Origin of the sequence: Hydrogenophaga sp. YM1 (genome assembly GCF_016903055.1) — a bacterium.
In the GTDB taxonomy this organism is placed as follows: Bacteria; Pseudomonadota; Gammaproteobacteria; order Burkholderiales; family Burkholderiaceae_C; genus Hydrogenophaga; species Hydrogenophaga borbori.
The window spans coordinates 3,917,817-3,936,895 of the sequence record NZ_CP070223.1 but is presented as its reverse complement, the minus strand read 5'-3'; the positions used below and the strand labels follow the sequence as shown (position 1 = coordinate 3,936,895).

The following is a 19,079-nucleotide window of genomic DNA, read 5'->3' as shown; positions in this document are numbered from 1 at the left end:
AATGAGAGTCAACACCTCCCACAACGCAGCCCCCCTGGCGCCGGTGCGCGCACCGCAGCCGGCCGCCGAGGCCACCGGCGCGGCCGAGGCCACGCCGGCCGCGCTGCAGTCCGGCGTGCTGGGTCCGGCCATGCAGGCGCTGCGCGAGATGCCCGAGATCGACGAGGCCCGCGTGGCGCAGCTGCGCGAGGCCTACCAGCGCGGCGAGCTGCGCTTCGACGCCGGCAAGCTGGCCGCGCTGATCCAGCGCTACCACGGGGAAGGCCGGTGATCGCCGCCGCCGACGCCATGGCCCTGCTCGACGGCCTGCGCCAGGAGCGCGACGGCTTCGCGCGCATGCGCGCTCTGCTGCAGGCGCATTTCGACGCCGCGCTGAAGCACGACAGCGAGCGCGTGCGCGTGTCGGCCGAACGCATCACCGCGCTCACGGAACGCCTGGACGCGCTGTGCTCGCAGCGCCAGCGCCTGGTGCAGCGCCTCAGCGGTGGCGCCACGCGCGACGCCCACGAATCCCTGGCACTGCGCCTGCCCGCCAAGGCGGCCGACCTGCTGCGCGAGCAGATGCGCGAGCTGCAGGCGCTGGTGGGCGAATGCAAGCGCTTGAACGTGCGCAACTGCGAACTCGTGGTGGGCCAGCAGGACATCATGGCCCGCGTGCTCAACGACGGCGCCCCCGGCACCTATGCGCCTGCCTGAGTTTCCCTCCACCCCGGGGGCCTTCGCGGCGCCGCCGCTGCCGGTGCGCGCGGCGGCGGGCGGTGCCGGCGCCGGTTTCGGCGCGCACATGGGCGCACCCATCGGCGCGGACGCGCTTGGCGGTTCGGTGCGGCAGGAGGTGCAGCGCTTCATCGAGAGCGGCAGCGGCGCAGCGCTGGGCGGGCTGTCGCCGCAGGCGGCCTGGCGGCGCTCCCTGGCCGCGCCCGCCTTGTCACCCGAGCCGGGCAGCGCGCCCGAAGGCGTCCCCGACGGCGCCAGCCGCGAGGAGCAGCGGGCTTTCCTCGACCGCATCGCGCCGCTGGCGCAGCGCACCGCCGCGCGCCTGGGCGTGGCGCCCGAACTGGTGGCCGCGCACGCGGCGCTCGAATCGGGCTGGGGCCGGCGCCCGCTGCGCGCGGCCGACGGCCAGATCCTGCACAACCTGTTCGGCATCAAGGCCGGCGGCGGCTGGCGCGGGGCGGCCGCCGAGGCACCGACCACCGAATTCGAGGGCGGCGCGGCGGTGAAGACCACGCAGCCCTTCCGCCACTACGAGGACCTGGAGCAGGCCTTTGGTGACTACGCCGAGCTGTTGCTCAACAGCCCGCGCTACCGGGGCGCCCTGGGCGCGGGTGGTGATCCGCGCGCCTTCGCCGACGCGCTGGCGCGCGGCGGCTACGCCACCGACCCGGCCTACGCCGACAAGCTCGCCGCCGTGGCGCGGCAGATCCAGGGCGCGCGGTGAGGCGCTACTTCACCGGCTCCACTTCGTCGGGGCCCACCACGCGCGCCTCGATCACGCGGCCCGAGGCCAGGTTGCGCACGCGCACCGCGTCGCCGCGCTTGCCCTGGCCCAGGCTTTCGCCCGCGCTCTCCACCGCGATGGCGCCGCCGTGCCGCGCCACGATGCGCACCGGCCGGCCGCGCCGCACCAGCACCGGCTCGTGCAGCAGCTTGGCCTGCAGCAGCGTGCCCTCGCGCAGGGCGCGCCGCGGCACGAGGCCCGCAATCGCGTCCAGCGAGCCGATCGCCTCGGGCGTGGCACTGAGGTCGCGCGCCTCGTACCGCAGGTCCGCTTCGGTCAGTGCGGCGCCGGCCCCGATGTCGCGCGCGGCCACCAGCACCTCGGCGCGCAGCCGGGCGCGCGCCACCACCGGCTCGCGCCAGCGCTCGCCGCAGCGCAACACCAATTTCATTCGGCTGGGGTACCGGCCATCGACCACCACCACCTCGGGCGGCTGGTCACACTTTGGTTCGTGTTCCGGCGCGGAAACCACGCTCACGTCCACTTGGGCGCCGCGCCAGCCCCGCCCATCGGCGTGTTCGAGCCAGTGCGCGGTCACGGTTTTTACAATTTGCGGAATATTATTGGCGCAGAACGCGATTGATGGCGAACACAGGATCGCCGCGCACAACAGCAAGGAAAGAGGACGGCTCATGGCAATTCACTTCGGACAGGTCATCAGCGGACACGCACAGGCCTTGCAGCTGCGCGGTCAGCGGGCCGAGATCATCGCAGCTAACCTCGCCAACGTGAACACGCCGGGCTACCAGGCGCGCGACTTCGATTTCAGCGCGCGCTACGACGCTGCCCTGGCCGCGCGCGACGATGGCCTCGCGCTCGACCTCGACAGCGGCGACTTGCAGTACCGCGTGCCGCACCACCCTTCGGGCGACCACAACACGGTGGAGCTGGGCGTGGAGCAGGCCGCATTCGCGCAAAACGCCACCGGCTTCCAGGCCAGCCTGACCTTCCTGCAGATGAAGCTCAAGGGCCTCGCGCAGGCCATTCAGGGGCAGTGAGCATGTCCTTCGACAGCATCGCCGCCATCGCCGGCTCGGGCATGAACGCCCAGACCGTGCGCCTGAACACCATCGCCAGCAACCTGGCCAACGCGCAGTCCGCCGCCGGTTCCGAGGACGGCGTCTACCGCGCGCGCAAACCCGTCTTCGCCGCCCTGATGGAAGAGGGAACGGGCAACGGCGCCAAGGTGCAGGTGCTCGACGTCGTGGAGAGCGACGAACCTGTGCGCAAGGTGCACGAGCCCGAGCACCCGCTGGCCAACGCCGACGGCGACGTCTTCTACCCCAACGTGAACCCGGTGGCCGAGATGACCGACATGATGTCGGCCTCGCGCGCTTTCGAGACCAGCGTGGAGGTGCTCACGCGCACCCGCGCGATGCAGATGGCCGTGCTGCGGCTCGGGGAGTCCTGACCATGCTCGACACCACCATGAACACCGGCGCCGCCGGCAGCGCCACTGCCTCGGGCGATGGCGTGGCGAAGAACGGCATGTCGGTGCCGCAGGACATGTTCATCCGCCTGCTGGTGGCGCAGGTGCGCAACCAGGACCCGCTGGAGCCCAAGGACCCGAGCGAGTTCGTCTCGCAGCTCGCCACGCTCTCGCAGACCGAGGCGCTGCAGACCCTGGTGAGCCAGAACAACGGCACCGCCGCCATGCTCGACAGCCTGCAGGTGCTGAGCCTGGGTGGCCAGGTTGGCCACACCGTTGCTGTTCGAACTTCGCGGATAGATATCGAAGGAAATAGTGTTTCTGGCTCGTTCACGCTCGACGCGTCCAGCCAGACCACGGCCGTGGTGCTCACCGCGGCCGATGGCCGCAAGCACCGCGTCGAGCTGGGGCCGCGCGCCGCCGGCACGGTGGATTTCCGCATCGACCCGGCCGCGCTGGGCCTGCCCGAAGGCCGCTACTCGATCGCGGTCGACGCTGGCGAGGGTGTCCCGGCGCCGGGTGTCGACGTGCGCGGCGTGCTCTCGGGCATCCGCCTTTCGCCCACGGGGGGCGTGCAGATGAACGTGAGCGGCGTCGGCGAGGTCACCCCGGCCGAGATCACCGGCTTCTTCGGTCGCGAGACCACTTCTTCCAACGGATAAAGGAACGCAGCATGAGCATGGAAATCGCCCTGTCCGGCGTGAAGGCCATCAACGCCGAGCTCGAGACCATTTCGAACAACATCGCCAACGCGGGCACCTACGGCTTCAAATCCAGCCGCACCAACTTCGCGTCCATGTACGCGGACACCTCGCCCATGGGCGTGGAAGCGGCCTCGCGCACGCAGTCCATCGGCATCGGTGGCGGCACGCTCAACACCGGCCGCGGCATGGACGTGGCCATCAAGGGCAAGGGCTTCTTCGCGGTGAAGGAGCCGTCGGGCCAGACCCTGTTCACGCGCGTGGGCATCTTCACCGCCGACCGCGAGGGCTACGTCACCGACAGCTTCGGCCGCCGCCTGCAGGGCTATGGCGTGGTGCCGGGCTCCGACGTGCTGGGTCCCATGGGCGACATTCGCGTCAGCAAGGAACAGCTGCCCGCGGTGTCCAGCTCGCGCCTGGACTACGTGGCCAACCTCTCGGCCGACTGGACCGCGCCCACCGTGGCGGTCTTCGACCCGACTGAGCCCCTGAGCTACAACGGCTCGAACGTCTCGGTGATCTACGACTCGCTGGGCTCGCAGCACACGCTCACGCAGTACTTCGTGAAGACCGGTCCGAACGAGGTGACCGTGCACTACGGCTTCGACGGCGCGCCGCTGGCCGCCGGCACCGAGACCGTGCTGCAGTTCGGCACCGATGGCCGCCTGACCCTGCCCACCGGCCCGGTGGCCAAGGCCCTGCCGCTGCCGGCCACGGTGGACCCGATCACGCTGGACCTGAACTACGCCGGCACCACCCAGTACGCGGGCCAGACCACCACCACGGTGAACGACGCCGACGGCAACTCCTCGGGCGCCTTCCTGTCGGTGAGCATCGACGAGGACGGCGCGGTGCTGGCCCAGTACAGCAACGGCCTGCGCCAGCGCGTGGGCACGGTGGCCCTGGCCAACTTTCCCAACGAGGACGCGCTGGCCAACGTGAGCGACACCAGCTGGACCGTGACCAACGCCAGCGGCGAGCCGCTGTACGACGCGCCGGGCGTGGGCCAGGCCGGCTCGCTCGTGGCCGGCGCGCTGGAGCAGTCCAACGTGGAGATGACCTCGGAGCTGGTGAGCCTCATGACCTCGCAACGCAACTACCAGGCCAACACCAAGGTGTTCCAGACGCAGAACCAGATCATGCAGTCCTTGATGCAAGCGATCTGAGCGGACTGAGCCATGGACGCCCTGATCTACACCGTCATGAGCGGCGCCGAGCGCTCGCTGCGCGAGCAGCAGGTGCGAGCCAACAACCTGGCCAACGCCGACACGCCGGGCTTTCGCGCCGACAAGAGCTTCGCCACCGCGATGCGCACGCCGGGCTATGGCTACGACGCGCGCCACATGAGCGAACTCAGCGCCAACGGTGTCAGCGAACGCGCGGGGCCGATCCGCCAGACCGGGCGCGAGCTCGACGTGGCGATCACCGGCGAGGGCTATCTGGCCGTGCGCCATGAGGGCGGCGAGGCCTATACCCGTGCCGGCGGCATCGCCATCGACGCCGAGGGCATGCTGTCGGTGAACGGCCGCCCGCTGCTGGGCGATGGCGGCCCCATCGTGCTGCCGCCCTCGGCGAGCGTGCAGATCGGTGCCGACGGCACGGTGTCGGTGTTGCCGCCGGGCCAGGCCGAGATGCAGCCGGTGGACCGCCTGAAGCTGGTGAAGCCCGAGCCGGGCGCGCTGGTGAAGAACGAGGCCGGCCTGCTGGTGCCGCGCGACCCGCAGGCCGGCGCCCTGCCCCTGGACGAGACCGTGCAGGTCAAGGCCGGCTACCTGGAAGGCAGCAACGTCTCGGCCGTCGAGGAGATGGTGGCCACCATGGCCACCAGCCGCGACTTCGAGATCCAGATGAAGCTCTACGGCGCCGCCGAGCGCATGGCCCAGGCCGGCGACCGCCTGGTGCGCGGCTGAGCCCTCTCCCCATCACGCACACGAGGAACCGACCATGAACGCAGCCATGTGGACCGCCAAGACCGGCGTGCAGGCGCAGGACGCCAAGCTCCAGGCCATCGCCAACAACCTGGCCAACGTCAACACCACCGGCTTCAAGCGCGACCGCGTGGTGTTCGAGGACCTGTTCTACCAGGTGGAGCGCCAGCCCGGCGCCGCGCAGGCCGAGGGCATGAACACGCCCGTGGGCGTGCAGCTGGGCAATGGCGTGCGCGTGGCCGGCACGCAGAAGGTGTTCACCACCGGCAGCCTGCAGACCACGGGTCAGCCGCTGGACATCGCCATCCAGGGCCAGGGCTTCCTGCAGGTGGAACTGCCCGGCGGCGAGACCGCCTACACGCGCGCGGGCCAGCTGCAGCGCAGCCCCGAGGGCCGCCTGATGACCGCGCAGGGCTATCCGCTGGTGCCCGACATCACGCTGCCGGCCAACGCCAAGTCCATCACCATCGGCGAGAACGGCACCGTCAGCGTCAGCCTGCCCGGCGACACCGCGCCGCAGGAGATCGGCCAGATCACGCTCGCCGGCTTCGTCAACCCGGCCGGCCTGCTGGCCCTGGGCGACAACCTGTACCAGGAGACCGCCGCCAGCGGCGTGCCCACCGAAGGCATCGCGGGCGAGGAGGCCCTGGGGGCCATCAAGCAGGGCGCGCTGGAAGGCTCCAACGTGCAGGTGGTGGAGGAGATGGTGGACATGATCACCGCCCAGCGCACCTACGAGATGAGCACCAAGGTGCTGAGCGCGGCCGACGGCATGCTGCAGAACCTGGCGCAGGCGGTGCGCTGATGCGCGCCGCGCTGGGGCTGCTCGCGGCCTTGCTGGCCGGTTGCGCCGCCGTCGCGCCGCCGCGCGCGCCGGCGCTGGCCGACGATCCCGCGCCGGTGGTGCGGGTGGCGCCGAGCCTGGCGCGTTCCGGCGGCGTGTTCACGCCGCAGGCACCGGGCTCGCTGGTGGCCGACACGCGCGCGCGCCGCGTGGGCGACGTGATCACCGTGATGCTGCTGGAGACCACCCAGGCCAGCAAGCGCTCGGGCACGCAGATCGACAAGGGCAGCAGCGCCGGCATCGGCGCCCTGCGCATCGACGGCAAGGACGTGACGCCCCCCATCGGCCTGAGCGCGGACCGCGCCTTCGACGGCAACGCCAGCAGCACGCAGCAGAACGCGCTGAGCGGTGCCATCACCGCCGTGGTGGTGGAAGTGCTGCCCAACGGCTTGCTGCGCATCGCCGGCGAAAAAAGCCTGTGGCTCAACCAGGGCGAGGAATTCATCCGCCTGAGCGGCTACGTGCGCGGCCAGGACATCGACGCCGCCAACCGCGTGTCCTCGCAGCGCATCGCCAACGCGCGCATCGCCTACTCGGGCAGCGGCACCCTGGCCGATGCCAACTCGCCGGGCTGGCTCACGCGCTTCTTCAACAGCCCCTGGATGCCTTTCTGATCGGGCCATCAGCATGAACTCCCGCACCCTGCACCAGGGCCTCGCCGGCCTGCTGACCGCCCTCTCGCTGCTCGCGGCGGCGCCCGCCGTCGCGCAGAAGGCCAGCGCCGACGCCGCGCGCACCACGCCGCTGGGCCACCTGGTGCAGGTGGAGGGCATGCGCGAAAACCAGCTCATCGGCTATGGCCTGGTGGTCGGCCTGCAGGGTTCGGGCGACAGCAGCCAGATCCGCTTCCAGGGCCAGTCGGTGGCCAACATGCTGCGCCAGTTCGGCGTCACCCTGCCCGAGCGCAACGACCCGCGCCTGAAGAACGTGGCCACGGTGATGGTGAGCGCCACCTTTCCGCCGGGCTACCGCAAGGGCCAGACCATCGACATCACCGTCTCCTCCATGGGCGACGCCAAGAGCCTGCGCGGTGGCGTGCTGCTGCTCACGCCGCTGATGGCGGCCGACGGCGAGGTGTACGCGCTGGCGCAGGGCAACGTGGTGGTGGGCGGCTTCTCGGCCCAGGGCCAGAGCGGCTCCAGCGTGACCGTGAACACGCCCACGGCCGGCCGCGTGCCGAGCGGCGCCACGGTGGAGCGCGAGATTCCCACCGATTTCGACACGCGCGAGACCGTCACCCTGAGCCTGCGCCGCCCGCACTTCCAGACCGCCACCAACATCGTTCGCACCATCAATGGCCGCTACGGCGAGATCGCCAGCACGCGCGACGCCACCAGCGTGGAGGTGGTGGCCCCGGCCAACCCGACGCAGCGCGTGGCCTTCGTGGCCGAGCTGCAGAAGCTCGGCGTGCAGGTGGGGCAGGAGCTGCCGCGCGTGGTCTTCAACTCGCGCACCGGCACGGTGGTCATCGCCGACGGCGTGCGCGTGCGCCCGGCCGCGGTGGCGCACGGTAACCTGAAGGTCATCATCGGCGAGCAGCCCGTGGCCAGCCAGCCGGCGCCGTTCGGCCGCGGCGAAACGGTGGTGCTGCCGCAGTCCAGCGTGGTGGCCGAGCAGGACCGGGGCCGCATGTTCAACTGGGCGCCGGGCAGCAAGCTGCAGGACATCATCGACACCATCAACCGCACGGGCGCCTCGCCCGACGACATCATGGCGATCCTGCAGGCGCTCGATCAGGCCGGCGCCATCGATGGCGAGCTCATCGTTATATGAAGACGCACCCCCGCCGCGCTTCGCGCGACCCCCTCAATGGGGCGACACCTGCGGCCCGGCCAAGCCGGTTCCGCGGTGTCTCACGGTTCGACCTGGGCGATTGAGATGGAGCTGCGAATCACCTCACACGAATCCCCGGCCTCCAGCGACGCCGCGGTGCGCGCACGCGCCGAGGACGCGGCCATCAAGTTCGAGGCCTTCTTCGTTGGCCAGATGCTCAAGCAGATGCGCCAGGCCACGCAGGCCCTGGCGGGTGAGGACAGCCCCTTCAAGGACCGCATCCACCAGGACATGCTGGACATCGCCGACACGCAGGTGGCCGACGCCATGGCGCGCCAGCGCGCCTTCGGCATCGCCGACGTGATCCTGCGCCAGCTCCTGCCGCCCGCCATGCCCGTGCCGCTTAAGTCCGGCGCCGATCCGGTCGCCCTGTCAGGGCAAGGCGCGGGCGCTTCGCCCGCCGACGCCACCGGGCCCACACCATGAAGATCCAGCAGATCGCCCTGAGCGGCGCGATGGCCGCGCAGGCCGCCCTGAACACCACCAGCCACAACGTCGCCAACGCGATGACGCCCGGCTTCACCCGCCAGGGCGCGCTGTTCTCGGCCGTGGGGCCCACGGCGGCCGGCGCGGCCGGCAGCGGCAATGGCGTGCGCGTGCCCTCGCTCATCCGCTTCAGCGACGGCTACAAGAGCCACCAGCTCTGGTCGGCCGCGTCCGAGCTGGGCCGCCACGAGACCGTGCAGCCCTACCTGAAGCAGATCGAGCAGGTGATGTCGGGCGAGGGCTCCAGCCTCAACAAGGGCCTGGACGCCTTCTTCGGCGCGCTCAACGCCGCCAGCGTGGACCCGAACTCGGCGCCGCTGCGCCAGCAGATCATCACCGAGGCCGAGGCGCTCGCGCAGCGCTTCAACGGCCTCAACCAGGTGCTGCTCAACCAACGCCTCTCGATCGGCCAGCAGCGCGGGGCTTCGGTCACGCAGATCAACAACCTGGCGGAACAAATCGCCCGGCTCAACGGCGAGATCACCGCCGCCGAGTCGATCAACGTCAACCCCTCGGCCCTGGTCGACGAGCGCGACCTGCGCATCGACGAGCTGTCCCAGCTGGTGGGCCTGTCGGTGGTGGACCAGCCCGACGGTTCGCGCAGCGTCTCGCTCAAGTCCGGCGTGCCGCTCGTGGCGGGCGGGGTGGCGGGCCGCATGGAGCTCGTGAACCAGCTCGACGGATCGCAGGCCATCGAGGTGGCCTTCGCCAAGGAGTCGTTCAAGGTACGCACCGAGGGCCTGGCGGGCCAGCTCGGTGGCCTTTACGAGTTCGAGGACGGCGTGCTCATGCCCACGGTGGCCTCGATTGCCTCGCTGGCCGAGGAGCTGGCCACCCGGGTGAACGGCCAGCTGGCGGCGGGCTTCGCGCCCGACGGTTCGCCCGGTACCGACCTGTTCGTCTTCAACGGCGCCAACGGTCTGCTCTCGGTGCGCCCGGGCGTCACGGGCGATGAACTGGCGTTCTCCAGCGATCCGCTGCAGGCGGGCAACAGCGACAACCTGCTGGCGATCATCGGCCTGCAGAACCAGTCGGTGCCCATCGCCGGCCTGGGCACGGTGCGCATGGGCGACGTCTACACCCAGCTGCTCGGCGGCATCGGCATTCGCAGCCAGCAGTCCCAGGCCTCGTTCGAAACGGCCAAGACCGTGCGCGACCAGGCGCAGCAGAGCTGGGCGTCCACCAGCAGCGTCAACACCGACGAGGAAGCCATCAACCTCGTGCAGTACCAGCAGATGTACACCGCCAACATGAAGGTGATCCAGGTCGCGGGCGAGCTGTTCGACGCGGTCATCGGGTCGCTGCGCTGAGCCAAGGGAGCCGGACATGCGCATCGCCAGCAACCAGTTCCACATCACCATGAGCACCTCGCTGCAGGCGGCCACGGCGCGCGTCGAAAAGGTGCTCACGCAGATGGCCTACGGCCAGCGTGTGCTGCTGCCGTCCGACGACCCGATCTCCAGCGTGCGCCTGGCGCGGCTGGACCGCGAGGAGGCCGCCCTCAGGCAGTACCGCGACAACGTGGGTTCCCTCATGTCGCGCCAGCGCCAGAGCGAATCCATCCTGGACAGCATCAGCAACGACATGCTGCAACTGCAGGACCTGCTGCTGTTCGCCGCCGACGGCTCCAACAGCAGCGCCGATGTGAACGCCGTCTCGGGATCGCTCGAGTCGCTGCGCGACAGCGTGCTGGCGTTCGCGAACACGCGCGACCAGGAGGGGCGCTACCTGTTCTCCGGCACGGCCAGCCTGTCTCCCACCATCAGCTTCGATCCCGCCGCCGCGCCCGGCGCGCGCTACACCTTCACCGGCAATACGCAGCAGCAGATGGTGGTGGTGGGCGAGGGCATCACGCAGCCCGCCAATACCTCGCTCGACGACCTGGCCGCGATGCTCAACCAGCTCGATCTCACCATCGTGGACCTGAGCGCCCCCGGCGTGAACCTGAGCGACCCGGGCGTGCGCGGGCGCCTGGTCGCCACCACCGACCTGGCCGACGCCACCTTCGACCGCCTGGGCGAGCGCATTGCGCGCCTCGGGGGCCAGCAGGCCCTGCTGAACAACCTGGACGGCGCGCACGCCAACATCAGCCTCTCCAACCGCCAGGCCGCGCTCACGCTCGGCCAGCTCGACTACGGCGACGCCACCGTGAAGCTGCAGGCCTACAACACCTCGCTGCAGGCCACGCAGAAGGCCTACGCCAAGATCACGGCGTTCTCCCTGTTCGACGTGATCTGAACGGGACGACACCAGCCGCATGCAGATCGCTCCCTCCCTGCCGGGCGCGCCAGCCCACCGCCTCGACCCCGACACCCGGGGCGTTGGTCCGGGCGCCGCGCCCCGCGCGGCGGCGGGTCCGGCCGACGACCGCCTGGCGCCGGGTGGCTCGCCGGCACCCCGCGCGCCGCTCACGCGCGGGCTCAAGGACTTCGACCCCACGCGCCAGAGCGGCGTGGCCGGCGCGCAATTGGCGGGTGTCTTTCTCGACCGCCTGCAGCAGGGCCTGCAGGCCCTGCGCCAGCACTACGCGGCCCAGCTCGGTGCCGACCCGGCCCAGCCCGGCGCCAGCGCGGCCGCCGCCGACGTCCTGCGCGCCGGCCTGAAGGCCGGCTGGTCACAGCGCGAGCGCGCCACCGCCGGCGCGCTCGACGCGCAACTGCGCGTCGGCGAGCCCGGCCATGCGCGCCAGGACTTCCGCGTGCGGGGCCTGTCCCGCGCCGCGCTCAGCGCGGGCGCGCGCGAGGTGCTCACCGTGGTCACGGGCAACGCGCCCGCACCGCTCACCGCCACCGTCGACCCCGAACTGCCGGTCTCGGCCAACCTGCGCCGGCTCGACCAGGCGCTGGCGCCCGTGGGCATCCGCGTGCGCGCCGACGGCGCGGGCGAGCCCGTGTTCAGCGTGCCCGAGGCCGAGTGGCCGCGCTTTCAGGACCGCATCCTCATCAAGGGCGAAGGCCGCCGCTTTCCCGATGGCCAGGCCCAGCCCGTGCGCACACCGGTGCTGCCCCCGGCACTGGGCGAGGCCGTGTTCGAGGCACCGGGCGCCGAGCCTGCCGCGCTGCGCGAGGCCCTGGGCCGCGTGACCGCGGGCATCGCCGCCGTGGCCGGCGCGCAGCAGCGCGCGCAGGCCCTGCTCGTCGAACAGCAGCAGGGCCTGGCCCCGGTCGGCGGCGCCGCGGTCACCACGCCCGAGCGCGCGCGCGCCCTGGCCGACGGCTTCGCGCGGCGCCTGGCCGAGGCCGGCTACGCGCGCTTCGAGGCCGTGGCCCCGACGGTGGCGGGCATCAGCCGCGAGCGCGTGCGTTCGCTGCTGGGCTGAGCGCGCGGCGCGCCAAGAATTTTCGGTGTCGCGCTTAAGGTTCTCCGCGCGGCGGTCGCTCAGTAAGGGGGAGGACGTCGATACCCGACGGACCCGACCAACAGCCCACAGGAGAAATCCACCATGCTGAGTCTGCACACCAACGCCGCTTCGCTGAGCACCCAGAACGCCCTCGGCGGCGTCCAGAAGTCCCTGAGCAATTCGCTGACCCGTCTGGGCACCGGCTACCGCATCAACTCGGCGATGGACGACGCCGCCGGCCTGCAGATCGCCACCCGCATGAACGCGCAGGCGCGCGGCATCACCGTGGCCATGCGCAACACGCAGAACGGCATCTCGATGATGCAGACCGCCGAAGGCGGCCTGAAAGAGATGAGCAACATCCTGACGCGCATGAAGGACCTGGCCACCGAAGCCGCCAACGGCAGCTCCACCCAGGAAGACCGCGACGCCCTGCAGGCCGAATACGACCAGCTCGGCGAGGAACTGGGCAACATCATCAAGAACACGGCTTTCGCCGGCGAGCGCTCCTTCTCCAGCGGCACCACCACCGACGGCACGGGCGGCAAGCTGTCCGCCGCCGTGACCTTCCAGATCGGCGCCTCGACGGGCGAGACGATGGAAGTCGACGTGTCCACGGCGCTGGGCGACCTGACCACGGCCCTCGACGGCCTGGCCGCTTCCTATGCCGCCGGCGCCGACCCGGCCGCCCCGGGCACCGAAATCGCCACCTCGGCCGCCGCCAACACCATCATCGACACCATTGGTGACTCGCTGGACACCATCGGCGCGCTGCGCGCCCAGATGGGCGCCGCCAGCAACCGCCTGGAAAGCGTCTTCAACAACCTCGGCAACATGCGCATGCAGACCGAGCAGTCCAAGGGCCGCATCATGGACGTGGACTACGCCAGCGAGACCGCCAACATGACCAAGAACCAGATGCTCATGCAGGCCAGCACCTCGATGCTGCGCTCCAGCAGCAGCATGTCGCAGCTGGTCATGTCGCTGGTGCAGTAAGCGCCGCAGGGGCCGCCTCCGCGGCCTTCGCACAGCAAGGCCAGCCGCGACCCGGCTGGCCTTTTGTCTTCACCCCTCCGAGTCCGTGGAGCGGCGTCGGCCGTTCCTTGCCTGGCCTGACCCATGAACCTCGAGCGCGTCCACGCCGCCCCCGCCCTCAGCGCCCGCGCGCCGGAAGCGCCCGTGCGCCCGGCACCACCCGAGGTGGGCCAGCGCCTGCGCATGCGCTTCGACGGGCACGACGGCGACGGCGTGCTGCTGAGCGAGGACCAGGGCCGCCGCTGGCGCCTGGCCGATGGCGCGGGCTGGTCGCGCCACCTGCGACTGGGCGACATGCTCTGGATGCAGGTGCGCGCCACCGAGCCCGCGCTGGAACTGGAGTGGGTGCTGCGCCCGCCGGTGCCGGCGCGCGCGGACACCGCCGCGCAGCCGGAGGACGTGGCCGCGATGCGCCCGGACCAGGCCGCGCAGCGCCTGCACCAGTGGCGGTTGCCGTCCGCCGCCGAACTCGCGGCGGCGTGGCGCGCCATCCTGTCCTCGCGCCACATGGAACTGGGCCTGCGCAGCCTGGCCCTCATGGAAGGCCCCGCGCGCCTGCCCCCGGCGGCGCCGCCGGGCGAGGGCGTGGTCCTGCGCGCGGCGTCCGAGCCGGTGCCGCACTGGGTGTTCCACCTGTACTCGCTGGGCAGCCTGGCGGTGGCGCTGCGCGTGGCCGCGCGCCGCCCCTGGGCGCGCGAGGAGGCGCTGGCCGCGCACCCGCCGCAGACCGAAGCCGGCCTGGAACTGGAACTGGGCCTGCCGGGTGGCGGGCAGGTGCTGCTGCAGTTGTGCTGGCGCCAGTCGCGCCTGGCCCTGGCGGTACTGCCGCGCCAGCCCGAGCACCTGGAGCTGCTGCGCGTGGTGCTGCCCGACATCGTGGCGGCCATGGGCCGCGCGGGCGCGGCGCCGGCCGTGGTGCAGCTGGGCGCGCCACTGACGGCGGTGCCCGCCAGCGGCATGGGCTACCGGCCGGGGCCGGTGTCCTCGGCGCTGCTGCAGGTGGGGGCCGAATTCACCACGGCGCTGATGCAGATCTGGCCGGTGGGCATGGAGCCGGCGGCGTCGCCGCCCGGCCCGGCCTGAGCCCCGGGCGGGGTTTTCCACCCATCCGCTGGCCCGCGCGAAAGGCCGCCCCCCGCCGGGTGCGGCCGCGCCCGCTCAGGCGGCCGGGCTGCGCAGGCGAAACACCTGCACCACCTCCGCCAGCCGCGTGGCCTGGTCGCGCAGGCTTTGCGCGGCGGCGGTGCTCTGCTCCACCAGCGCGGCGTTCTGCTGCGTCATCTGGTCCAGGTGGCTGACGGCGGTGTTGACCTGGCCGATGCCGTCGCTTTGCTCACCGGCGGCGGCCGAGATCTCGCCGATGATGTCCGTCACGCGCTGCACCGAGCCCATGATCTGCTGCATGGTGTCGCCCGCGTTGGCCACGAGCTGGCTGCCGGCCTCCACCTTGTCCACGCTGGCGCCGATCAGCGCCTTGATTTCCTTCGCTGCCTCGGCGCTGCGCTGTGCGAGGTTGCGCACCTCGCCGGCCACCACGGCGAAGCCGCGGCCCTGTTCGCCCGCGCGCGCCGCTTCCACGGCGGCGTTGAGGGCCAGGATGTTGGTCTGGAAGGCGATGCCGTCGATGACGCCGATGATGTCGTTGATCTTGCGCGAGGCCTGGTTGATGTCGTCCATGGTGCTCACCACCTGGGTTACCACGCTGCCGCCGCGCTGGGCGATCTCGGCGGCCGTGCTGGCGAGCTGGTTGGCCTGGCGCGCGGCGTCGGCGCTCTGGCGCACGGTGCTGGTGAGCTGCTCCATGCTGGCCGCGGTCTCCTGCAGATTGCTGGCGGTCTGCTCGGTGCGGCTCGAGAGGTCCTGGTTGCCCGAGGCGATCTCGGCCGACGCGGTGTTGATGCTGTCGGTGGCGGCGCGCACCTGGCCCACGGTCTTCACCAGCGATTCGCGCATGCGCGAGAGCCCGCCGAGCAGGCGGCCGAGTTCGTCTTGGCGGTCCACCTGCACTTCGCGGGTCAGGTCGCCTTCGGCCACGGCGTCGGTGGCGCTTAGGGCCTCCTTCAGCGGCTCGGTGACCGAGCGCGTGATGGCCCAGGCCACGAAGGCGGCCAGCGCGACGGCGCACACCGCCAGGGCGGCCAGCAGCGTGATCTGGCGCGTGACCGCGGCGCGCGAGCTGGTGGCGGTCTGCTCCATCAGCGCGCGCTGACCGCTGATCATTTTCTGCTGCTCGGCGCTGTAGGCCTCGACGGCGGGCGGCAGCTCCTTGTCCAGGATGTCCTGCGCGCCGGCGTAGTCCTCCATCTGCAGCGCGTCGAAGAAGCGCTTGCGCACCGCCAGGTAGGCGTTGCGCTTCTCATTGATGGCGGCGAGCAGGGCCTTGCCCTGTTCGCTGGTGATGCGCTCCTCCAGCCCCTTCTGCAGCTCGGCGACGTCCTTGGACGACTGGGCCATCAGGGGCTCGAAGTGCTGGACCACGCGCGGGTCGTTGCGTGACATGGCCTGCGCCATCACGCGGTTCACGTTCAAGGTGGTCTGCGCGGCCCATTCCGTGGTCAGGTTGAGGCGCTGCTGCACCGAGACAATGTCCTCGGTGGCGCGCAGGGCGGAGTTGAGACCCACCCAGGCCAGCACGGTGGTGCCGACCAGCAGGGCCAGCACGGTGGCGAAGCCGATCGTGAGGCGGGGGCCGATGTTGATGTTCTTGAACATGGAAATCCGGTTTCGGGTTGAGAAAGATGTATATCGGTTGCGGGCTCAACCAATTGAGCCCACGACCACCACGCTTCGGCTGTCTGGCATTTCGTTGTATGAAAGGACGTGGAGGCCGGGCGCGAACAGCCGCGCGTAGCGCGCCATCACGGGGCGCAGCTGCGGCAGCACCATCAGCACCGGGGCCGCGGCCATCTGCTTCATCTGCTCGCGCGCCAGCGGCAGGTGCGATTGCAGCTGGGTGAGCAGGTTGGGCTCGATGGGGAAGTTGTCCAGCGCCGCCTTGCCGCCCTGCGTGGCCTGGCTCAGCGCGCGCATCAGCAGGTCCTCCAGGGGGCTGCCCAGGCTGAAGGCCTTGACCTCGCCGGTCTGGCCGCAGGCCTGGGCCACGATCTGGCGGCGCAGGGTCAGGCGGGCCTCGGCGGCGAGCAGGATCGGGTCTTTGGTGAGTTCGGCGTTCTCCAGCAGCGTGGTGGCCAGGGGAACGATGTCCTTGAGCGACACGCCCTCCTGCAACAGGGTGCGCAGCACCTTGAGCAGCAGGCTGGGGCTGTAGGCCTTCTCCAGCGCGGCCGCGAGCTTGGGGGCCTGCGCGGCGCAGCGCTCCAGCAGGGCGGGCACGTCCTCATGCTGGAACAGCTCGGGCAGGTTTTCGCGGATCAGCTTGGTCACATGCGTGGCGACGACGGTGGGCACGTCCACCACCTGGTAGCCCATGCCCAGGGCGTGCGCCTTGTGCGCCGCCTCGATCCACACCACGGGCATCTGGAACGAGGGATCGGCGCCGGGGATGCCGTCGATCTCGCCATAGACCTGGGGCGAGGGAATGGCCATGAGCCGCTCGGGAAAGACCTCGGCCGAGGCCATCACGCTGCCGTGCAGCAGCACCTGGTAGTGCGTCGGTTTGAGGCCCAGCTCGTCGCGCGTGCGGATGGGCGGCAGCACGACGCCCAGTGACTCGCTGAGCGTCTGGCGCACGCCCTTCAGGCGCTTGGTCAGCGCTGCGCCCTGCGACGGGTCCACCAGGCCCACCAGCTTGTAGCCCACGGCCACGGCCAGCGGGTCCACCACGGGCAGGCTCTTCCAGTCGATGTCGGGCGCGGCCTCGGTGACCAGCGCGGCCTGCAGCGCATCGGGCTTGGGCGGTGGCGCCACGGCCTGGCGCTGGCCGAGCCGCCAGGCCACGTAGCCCAGCACACCCGCGAAGGCCAGGAACATCAGCGTCGGCATGCCGGGCACCAGGCCCAGCACCAGGAGCAGGCCGGCCACGCCGTACAGCACATTGGGCGAAGCCAGCAACTGCTGGCCCACCTGCTTCTCGATGTCGCCCGCGTCGCTGACGCGCGTGACGATGATGGCGGCCGCGGCCGACAGCAGCAGCGCCGGGATCTGCGCGGCCAGGCCGTCGCCGATGGTGAGCAGGGCATAGAGCTTGAAGGACTCGCCCAGGCTCAGGTCGTGCATGAGCGCGCCGATGAGCACGCCGCCAACCATGTTGAGGATGAGGATCAGGATGCCGGCGATGGCATCACCCTTGACGAACTTGGAGGCCCCGTCCATGGCGCCATAGAAGTCCGCCTCGGCCGACACTTCCTTGCGGCGGGTCTGCGCGCCCTCCTGGTTGATGAGGCCGGCGTTGAGGTCGGCGTCGATCGCCATCTGCTTGCCGGGCAGGGCGTCCAGCGTGAAGCGCGCCGACACCTCGGAGATGCGCTCGGCGCCCTTGGTGACCACCAGGAAGTTGATGATCATCAGGATGACGAACACCACGATGCCGACGACGAAGTTACCGCCGATGACGACGTGGCCGAAGGCCTCGATCACCGAACCGGCGGCGTCGGTGCCTTCGTGGCCGCGCAGCAGCACCACGCGCGTGGAGGCCACGTTGAGCATCAGGCGCAGCAGCGTGGCGCCCAGGATGACCGTGGGGAAGAGCGAGAAGTCCAGCGGGCGGCGCACGTTCACGGCCACCAGCAGAACAATCATCGCGAGCACGATGTTGAAGGTGAACAGCACGTCCAGCAGCAGCGGCGGCAGCGGCAGGATGATCATGGCCAGCAGGGCCATGAGCAGCAGCGGCGCGGCCACGCGCAGTTGTTTCAGGTCGTTGAACAGGGTGTTCATGGGGTTCATGTCGGTCCGTCGCCGCTCAGGTGGGCGGGCACGTCGAGGTCATGGGGCAGGTGGGGTTCGCTGCGGCGCTGGCCCTGGCGGAACGCCTTGAGGGCGAGCACGTGGCGCAGCACCACGGCCACCGCCTGGTACAGCGCGGCGGGGATCTGCTGGCGCACCTGGCTGGTGTGGTACACGGCGCGCGCCAGCGGCGGCACGCGCAGCACCTCGACGCCGGCCTCCTCGGCGATGCGGCGGATGTACAGCGCCATTTCGTCCAGGCCCTTGGCCACCACGTAGGGCGCGTCGGCCTTGTGGGTGTCGTACTTGATGGCGACGGCGTAGTGCTCGGGGTTGACGATCACGACGTCGGCCGTAGGAACGGTCTTGCGCACGCCGCGGCGCGCGATCTGCTGCTGGATCTGGCGGATGCGCTGTTTCACCTCGGGCCGGCCCTCGGTGGTCTTGTGTTCTTCCTTGATGTCGCGCTTGCTCATGCGCTGCTCGCGCAGATAGACCAGGCGCTGCACGGGCACGTCGATGAGCGCGTAGAGCACGAACACCGCCACCAGCGAGAACACGGCCGCCTGCGCCAGCGAGAAGGCCTGCGGCAAGGCCTCGCCCAGCGGCAGCGCGCTCAGGCGAAGGAAACCGCCGAGGCTGCCGCTCATGACCCAGTACAGCACGCCGAACAGCGTGAAGGCCTTGAGCGCGGTGGTGGCGAAGTCGGCCAGGTGCTTGGGCTTGGTGATGCGCTGGAAGTAGCCCAAGGGATTGAGCCGCTCCAGCTTGGGCATCAGGTTCTGGGCGCTCAGCACCCAGCCGCCGGGAAACAGCGAGGCGATCAGCACGCACAGCGGGATGATGAACAGCGGCAGCAGCATCTTGGCCAGCAGCAGCGTCACCGGAACGAAGGCGTGCGAGAACAGGTTGTCGAGCGCGCCGTCGCCATCGGCCACCACGAAGCCGAGCGCGAACAGGCGGCGGAAATCGGCCAGGTAGCCCGGCGCCAGCAGCACGATGGCCTGCAGGCAGACCACCAGGCCCACGGCGGTGGCCAGGTCCTTGGAGCGCGCGACCTGCCCCTGCTCGCGCGCCTTGCGCAGCTTCTGCGGCGTGGCCGCTTCCGTCTTGTCGCCGGTCTGGTCCTGGGACACC

At 70.9% G+C, this 19,079-nt stretch carries 21 protein-coding genes; 17 read left to right on the top strand and 4 right to left on the bottom strand.

Features of this window, described 5'->3' with window-relative positions:
• The first annotated feature begins 1 nt into the window (after position 1).
• Genes JNX00_RS18530 through JNX00_RS18520 form a run of 3 tightly spaced genes read left to right on the top strand, consistent with a single transcriptional unit; the run spans position 2 to position 1,441 of the window.
• Positions 2 to 271: a flagellar biosynthesis anti-sigma factor FlgM gene (locus JNX00_RS18530; protein ID WP_204743139.1), complete on the top strand. Its 270-nt coding sequence runs from the start codon at positions 2 to 4 to the stop codon at positions 269 to 271.
• Positions 268 to 696 (top strand): flagellar export chaperone FlgN, encoded by a 429-nt coding sequence (gene flgN, locus JNX00_RS18525; RefSeq protein ID WP_204743137.1) that lies wholly within the window; start codon positions 268 to 270, stop codon positions 694 to 696. Before JNX00_RS18530 ends, flgN begins: the two co-directional genes overlap by 4 nt.
• Entirely contained in the window at positions 683 to 1,441 is a 759-nt protein-coding gene (locus tag JNX00_RS18520; protein WP_204743136.1) for a glucosaminidase domain-containing protein, read from the top strand. The genes flgN and JNX00_RS18520 overlap by 14 nt, the downstream gene beginning before the upstream one ends.
• A gap of 4 nt (positions 1,442 to 1,445) precedes the next feature.
• On the opposite strand, the gene flgA is transcribed toward JNX00_RS18520, so the two are convergent.
• On the bottom strand, positions 1,446 to 1,892 hold the full coding sequence (flgA, locus tag JNX00_RS18515) for a flagellar basal body P-ring formation chaperone FlgA (RefSeq protein WP_204743134.1): 447 nt from the start codon (positions 1,890 to 1,892) through the stop codon (positions 1,446 to 1,448).
• A 241-nt stretch (positions 1,893 to 2,133) separates the two neighbouring features.
• Here flgA and flgB point away from each other — a divergent pair, with 241 nt between their 5' ends.
• The 14 genes from flgB (at position 2,134) to JNX00_RS18445 (ending at position 14,180) form a co-directional block, all read left to right on the top strand.
• A complete protein-coding gene (gene flgB / locus JNX00_RS18510) occupies positions 2,134 to 2,499 on the top strand; it encodes a flagellar basal body rod protein FlgB (RefSeq protein ID WP_204743131.1) in 366 nt (121 codons plus the stop codon).
• 2 nt (positions 2,500 to 2,501) lie between these two features.
• Positions 2,502 to 2,912 (top strand): flagellar basal body rod protein FlgC, encoded by a 411-nt coding sequence (flgC, locus tag JNX00_RS18505; protein WP_204743129.1) that lies wholly within the window; start codon positions 2,502 to 2,504, stop codon positions 2,910 to 2,912.
• 2 nt (positions 2,913 to 2,914) lie between these two features.
• The gene (locus tag JNX00_RS18500; protein WP_204743127.1) at positions 2,915 to 3,592 is read left to right on the top strand and encodes a flagellar hook capping FlgD N-terminal domain-containing protein; all 678 of its coding nucleotides are present in this window, start codon (positions 2,915 to 2,917) and stop codon (positions 3,590 to 3,592) included.
• Positions 3,593 to 3,603: 11 nt separating this feature from the next.
• On the top strand, positions 3,604 to 4,797 hold the full coding sequence (locus JNX00_RS18495) for a flagellar hook-basal body complex protein (protein ID WP_204743125.1): 1,194 nt from the start codon (positions 3,604 to 3,606) through the stop codon (positions 4,795 to 4,797).
• A 12-nt stretch (positions 4,798 to 4,809) separates the two neighbouring features.
• Positions 4,810 to 5,541, top strand: a complete 732-nt coding sequence (flgF, locus tag JNX00_RS18490) for a flagellar basal-body rod protein FlgF (RefSeq protein WP_204743123.1) — start codon at positions 4,810 to 4,812, stop codon at positions 5,539 to 5,541.
• A gap of 34 nt (positions 5,542 to 5,575) precedes the next feature.
• A complete protein-coding gene (flgG, locus tag JNX00_RS18485) occupies positions 5,576 to 6,364 on the top strand; it encodes a flagellar basal-body rod protein FlgG (RefSeq protein WP_204743121.1) in 789 nt (262 codons plus the stop codon).
• Positions 6,364 to 7,017: a flagellar basal body L-ring protein FlgH gene (flgH, locus tag JNX00_RS18480; RefSeq protein WP_204743119.1), complete on the top strand. Its 654-nt coding sequence runs from the start codon at positions 6,364 to 6,366 to the stop codon at positions 7,015 to 7,017. Before flgG ends, flgH begins: the two co-directional genes overlap by 1 nt.
• Before the next feature lie 13 nt (positions 7,018 to 7,030).
• The gene (locus JNX00_RS18475; protein WP_204743118.1) at positions 7,031 to 8,176 is read left to right on the top strand and encodes a flagellar basal body P-ring protein FlgI; all 1,146 of its coding nucleotides are present in this window, start codon (positions 7,031 to 7,033) and stop codon (positions 8,174 to 8,176) included.
• Between the two features lie 105 nt (positions 8,177 to 8,281).
• Positions 8,282 to 8,662, top strand: a complete 381-nt coding sequence (locus JNX00_RS18470) for a rod-binding protein (RefSeq protein WP_204743117.1) — start codon at positions 8,282 to 8,284, stop codon at positions 8,660 to 8,662.
• The gene (gene flgK, locus JNX00_RS18465) at positions 8,659 to 10,032 is read left to right on the top strand and encodes a flagellar hook-associated protein FlgK (RefSeq protein WP_204743116.1); all 1,374 of its coding nucleotides are present in this window, start codon (positions 8,659 to 8,661) and stop codon (positions 10,030 to 10,032) included. Before JNX00_RS18470 ends, flgK begins: the two co-directional genes overlap by 4 nt.
• Before the next feature lie 16 nt (positions 10,033 to 10,048).
• Positions 10,049 to 10,960 (top strand): flagellar hook-associated protein 3, encoded by a 912-nt coding sequence (locus JNX00_RS18460; RefSeq protein ID WP_204743115.1) that lies wholly within the window; start codon positions 10,049 to 10,051, stop codon positions 10,958 to 10,960.
• A 19-nt stretch (positions 10,961 to 10,979) separates the two neighbouring features.
• A complete protein-coding gene (locus tag JNX00_RS18455; protein WP_204743114.1) occupies positions 10,980 to 12,041 on the top strand; it encodes a hypothetical protein in 1,062 nt (353 codons plus the stop codon).
• Between the two features lie 123 nt (positions 12,042 to 12,164).
• A complete protein-coding gene (locus tag JNX00_RS18450) occupies positions 12,165 to 13,058 on the top strand; it encodes a flagellin (protein WP_204743113.1) in 894 nt (297 codons plus the stop codon).
• A gap of 123 nt (positions 13,059 to 13,181) precedes the next feature.
• Complete coding sequence (locus JNX00_RS18445) at positions 13,182 to 14,180, top strand: hypothetical protein (protein ID WP_204743112.1); 999 nt, start codon at positions 13,182 to 13,184, stop codon at positions 14,178 to 14,180.
• Positions 14,181 to 14,255: 75 nt separating this feature from the next.
• On the opposite strand, the gene JNX00_RS18440 is transcribed toward JNX00_RS18445, so the two are convergent.
• Genes JNX00_RS18440 through JNX00_RS18430 form a run of 3 tightly spaced genes read right to left on the bottom strand, consistent with a single transcriptional unit; the run spans position 14,256 to position 19,078 of the window.
• A complete protein-coding gene (locus tag JNX00_RS18440; protein ID WP_204743111.1) occupies positions 14,256 to 15,809 on the bottom strand; it encodes a methyl-accepting chemotaxis protein in 1,554 nt (517 codons plus the stop codon).
• A gap of 45 nt (positions 15,810 to 15,854) precedes the next feature.
• Positions 15,855 to 17,942, bottom strand: coding sequence for a flagellar biosynthesis protein FlhA (locus JNX00_RS18435; RefSeq protein ID WP_204743110.1), 2,088 nt, complete (start codon positions 17,940 to 17,942; stop codon positions 15,855 to 15,857).
• On the bottom strand, positions 17,939 to 19,078 hold the full coding sequence (locus JNX00_RS18430; protein ID WP_204743109.1) for a flagellar type III secretion system protein FlhB: 1,140 nt from the start codon (positions 19,076 to 19,078) through the stop codon (positions 17,939 to 17,941). Before JNX00_RS18430 ends, JNX00_RS18435 begins: the two co-directional genes overlap by 4 nt.
• Position 19,079: the final 1 nt, after the last annotated feature.

Coding starts and splice junctions, on each gene's coding strand:
- JNX00_RS18530 (WP_204743139.1), top strand. CDS start 2: ATGAGAGTCAACACCTCCCACAACGCAGCCCCCCTGGCGCCGGTGCGC.
- JNX00_RS18520 (WP_204743136.1), top strand. CDS start 683: ATGCGCCTGCCTGAGTTTCCCTCCACCCCGGGGGCCTTCGCGGCGCCG.
- flgA (WP_204743134.1), bottom strand. CDS start 1,892: ATGAAATTGGTGTTGCGCTGCGGCGAGCGCTGGCGCGAGCCGGTGGTG.
- flgB (WP_204743131.1), top strand. CDS start 2,134: ATGGCAATTCACTTCGGACAGGTCATCAGCGGACACGCACAGGCCTTG.
- flgC (WP_204743129.1), top strand. CDS start 2,502: ATGTCCTTCGACAGCATCGCCGCCATCGCCGGCTCGGGCATGAACGCC.
- JNX00_RS18500 (WP_204743127.1), top strand. CDS start 2,915: ATGCTCGACACCACCATGAACACCGGCGCCGCCGGCAGCGCCACTGCC.
- JNX00_RS18495 (WP_204743125.1), top strand. CDS start 3,604: ATGAGCATGGAAATCGCCCTGTCCGGCGTGAAGGCCATCAACGCCGAG.
- flgF (WP_204743123.1), top strand. CDS start 4,810: ATGGACGCCCTGATCTACACCGTCATGAGCGGCGCCGAGCGCTCGCTG.
- flgG (WP_204743121.1), top strand. CDS start 5,576: ATGAACGCAGCCATGTGGACCGCCAAGACCGGCGTGCAGGCGCAGGAC.
- flgH (WP_204743119.1), top strand. CDS start 6,364: ATGCGCGCCGCGCTGGGGCTGCTCGCGGCCTTGCTGGCCGGTTGCGCC.
- JNX00_RS18475 (WP_204743118.1), top strand. CDS start 7,031: ATGAACTCCCGCACCCTGCACCAGGGCCTCGCCGGCCTGCTGACCGCC.
- JNX00_RS18470 (WP_204743117.1), top strand. CDS start 8,282: ATGGAGCTGCGAATCACCTCACACGAATCCCCGGCCTCCAGCGACGCC.
- flgK (WP_204743116.1), top strand. CDS start 8,659: ATGAAGATCCAGCAGATCGCCCTGAGCGGCGCGATGGCCGCGCAGGCC.
- JNX00_RS18460 (WP_204743115.1), top strand. CDS start 10,049: ATGCGCATCGCCAGCAACCAGTTCCACATCACCATGAGCACCTCGCTG.
- JNX00_RS18455 (WP_204743114.1), top strand. CDS start 10,980: ATGCAGATCGCTCCCTCCCTGCCGGGCGCGCCAGCCCACCGCCTCGAC.
- JNX00_RS18450 (WP_204743113.1), top strand. CDS start 12,165: ATGCTGAGTCTGCACACCAACGCCGCTTCGCTGAGCACCCAGAACGCC.
- JNX00_RS18445 (WP_204743112.1), top strand. CDS start 13,182: ATGAACCTCGAGCGCGTCCACGCCGCCCCCGCCCTCAGCGCCCGCGCG.
- JNX00_RS18440 (WP_204743111.1), bottom strand. CDS start 15,809: ATGTTCAAGAACATCAACATCGGCCCCCGCCTCACGATCGGCTTCGCC.
- JNX00_RS18435 (WP_204743110.1), bottom strand. CDS start 17,942: ATGAACCCCATGAACACCCTGTTCAACGACCTGAAACAACTGCGCGTG.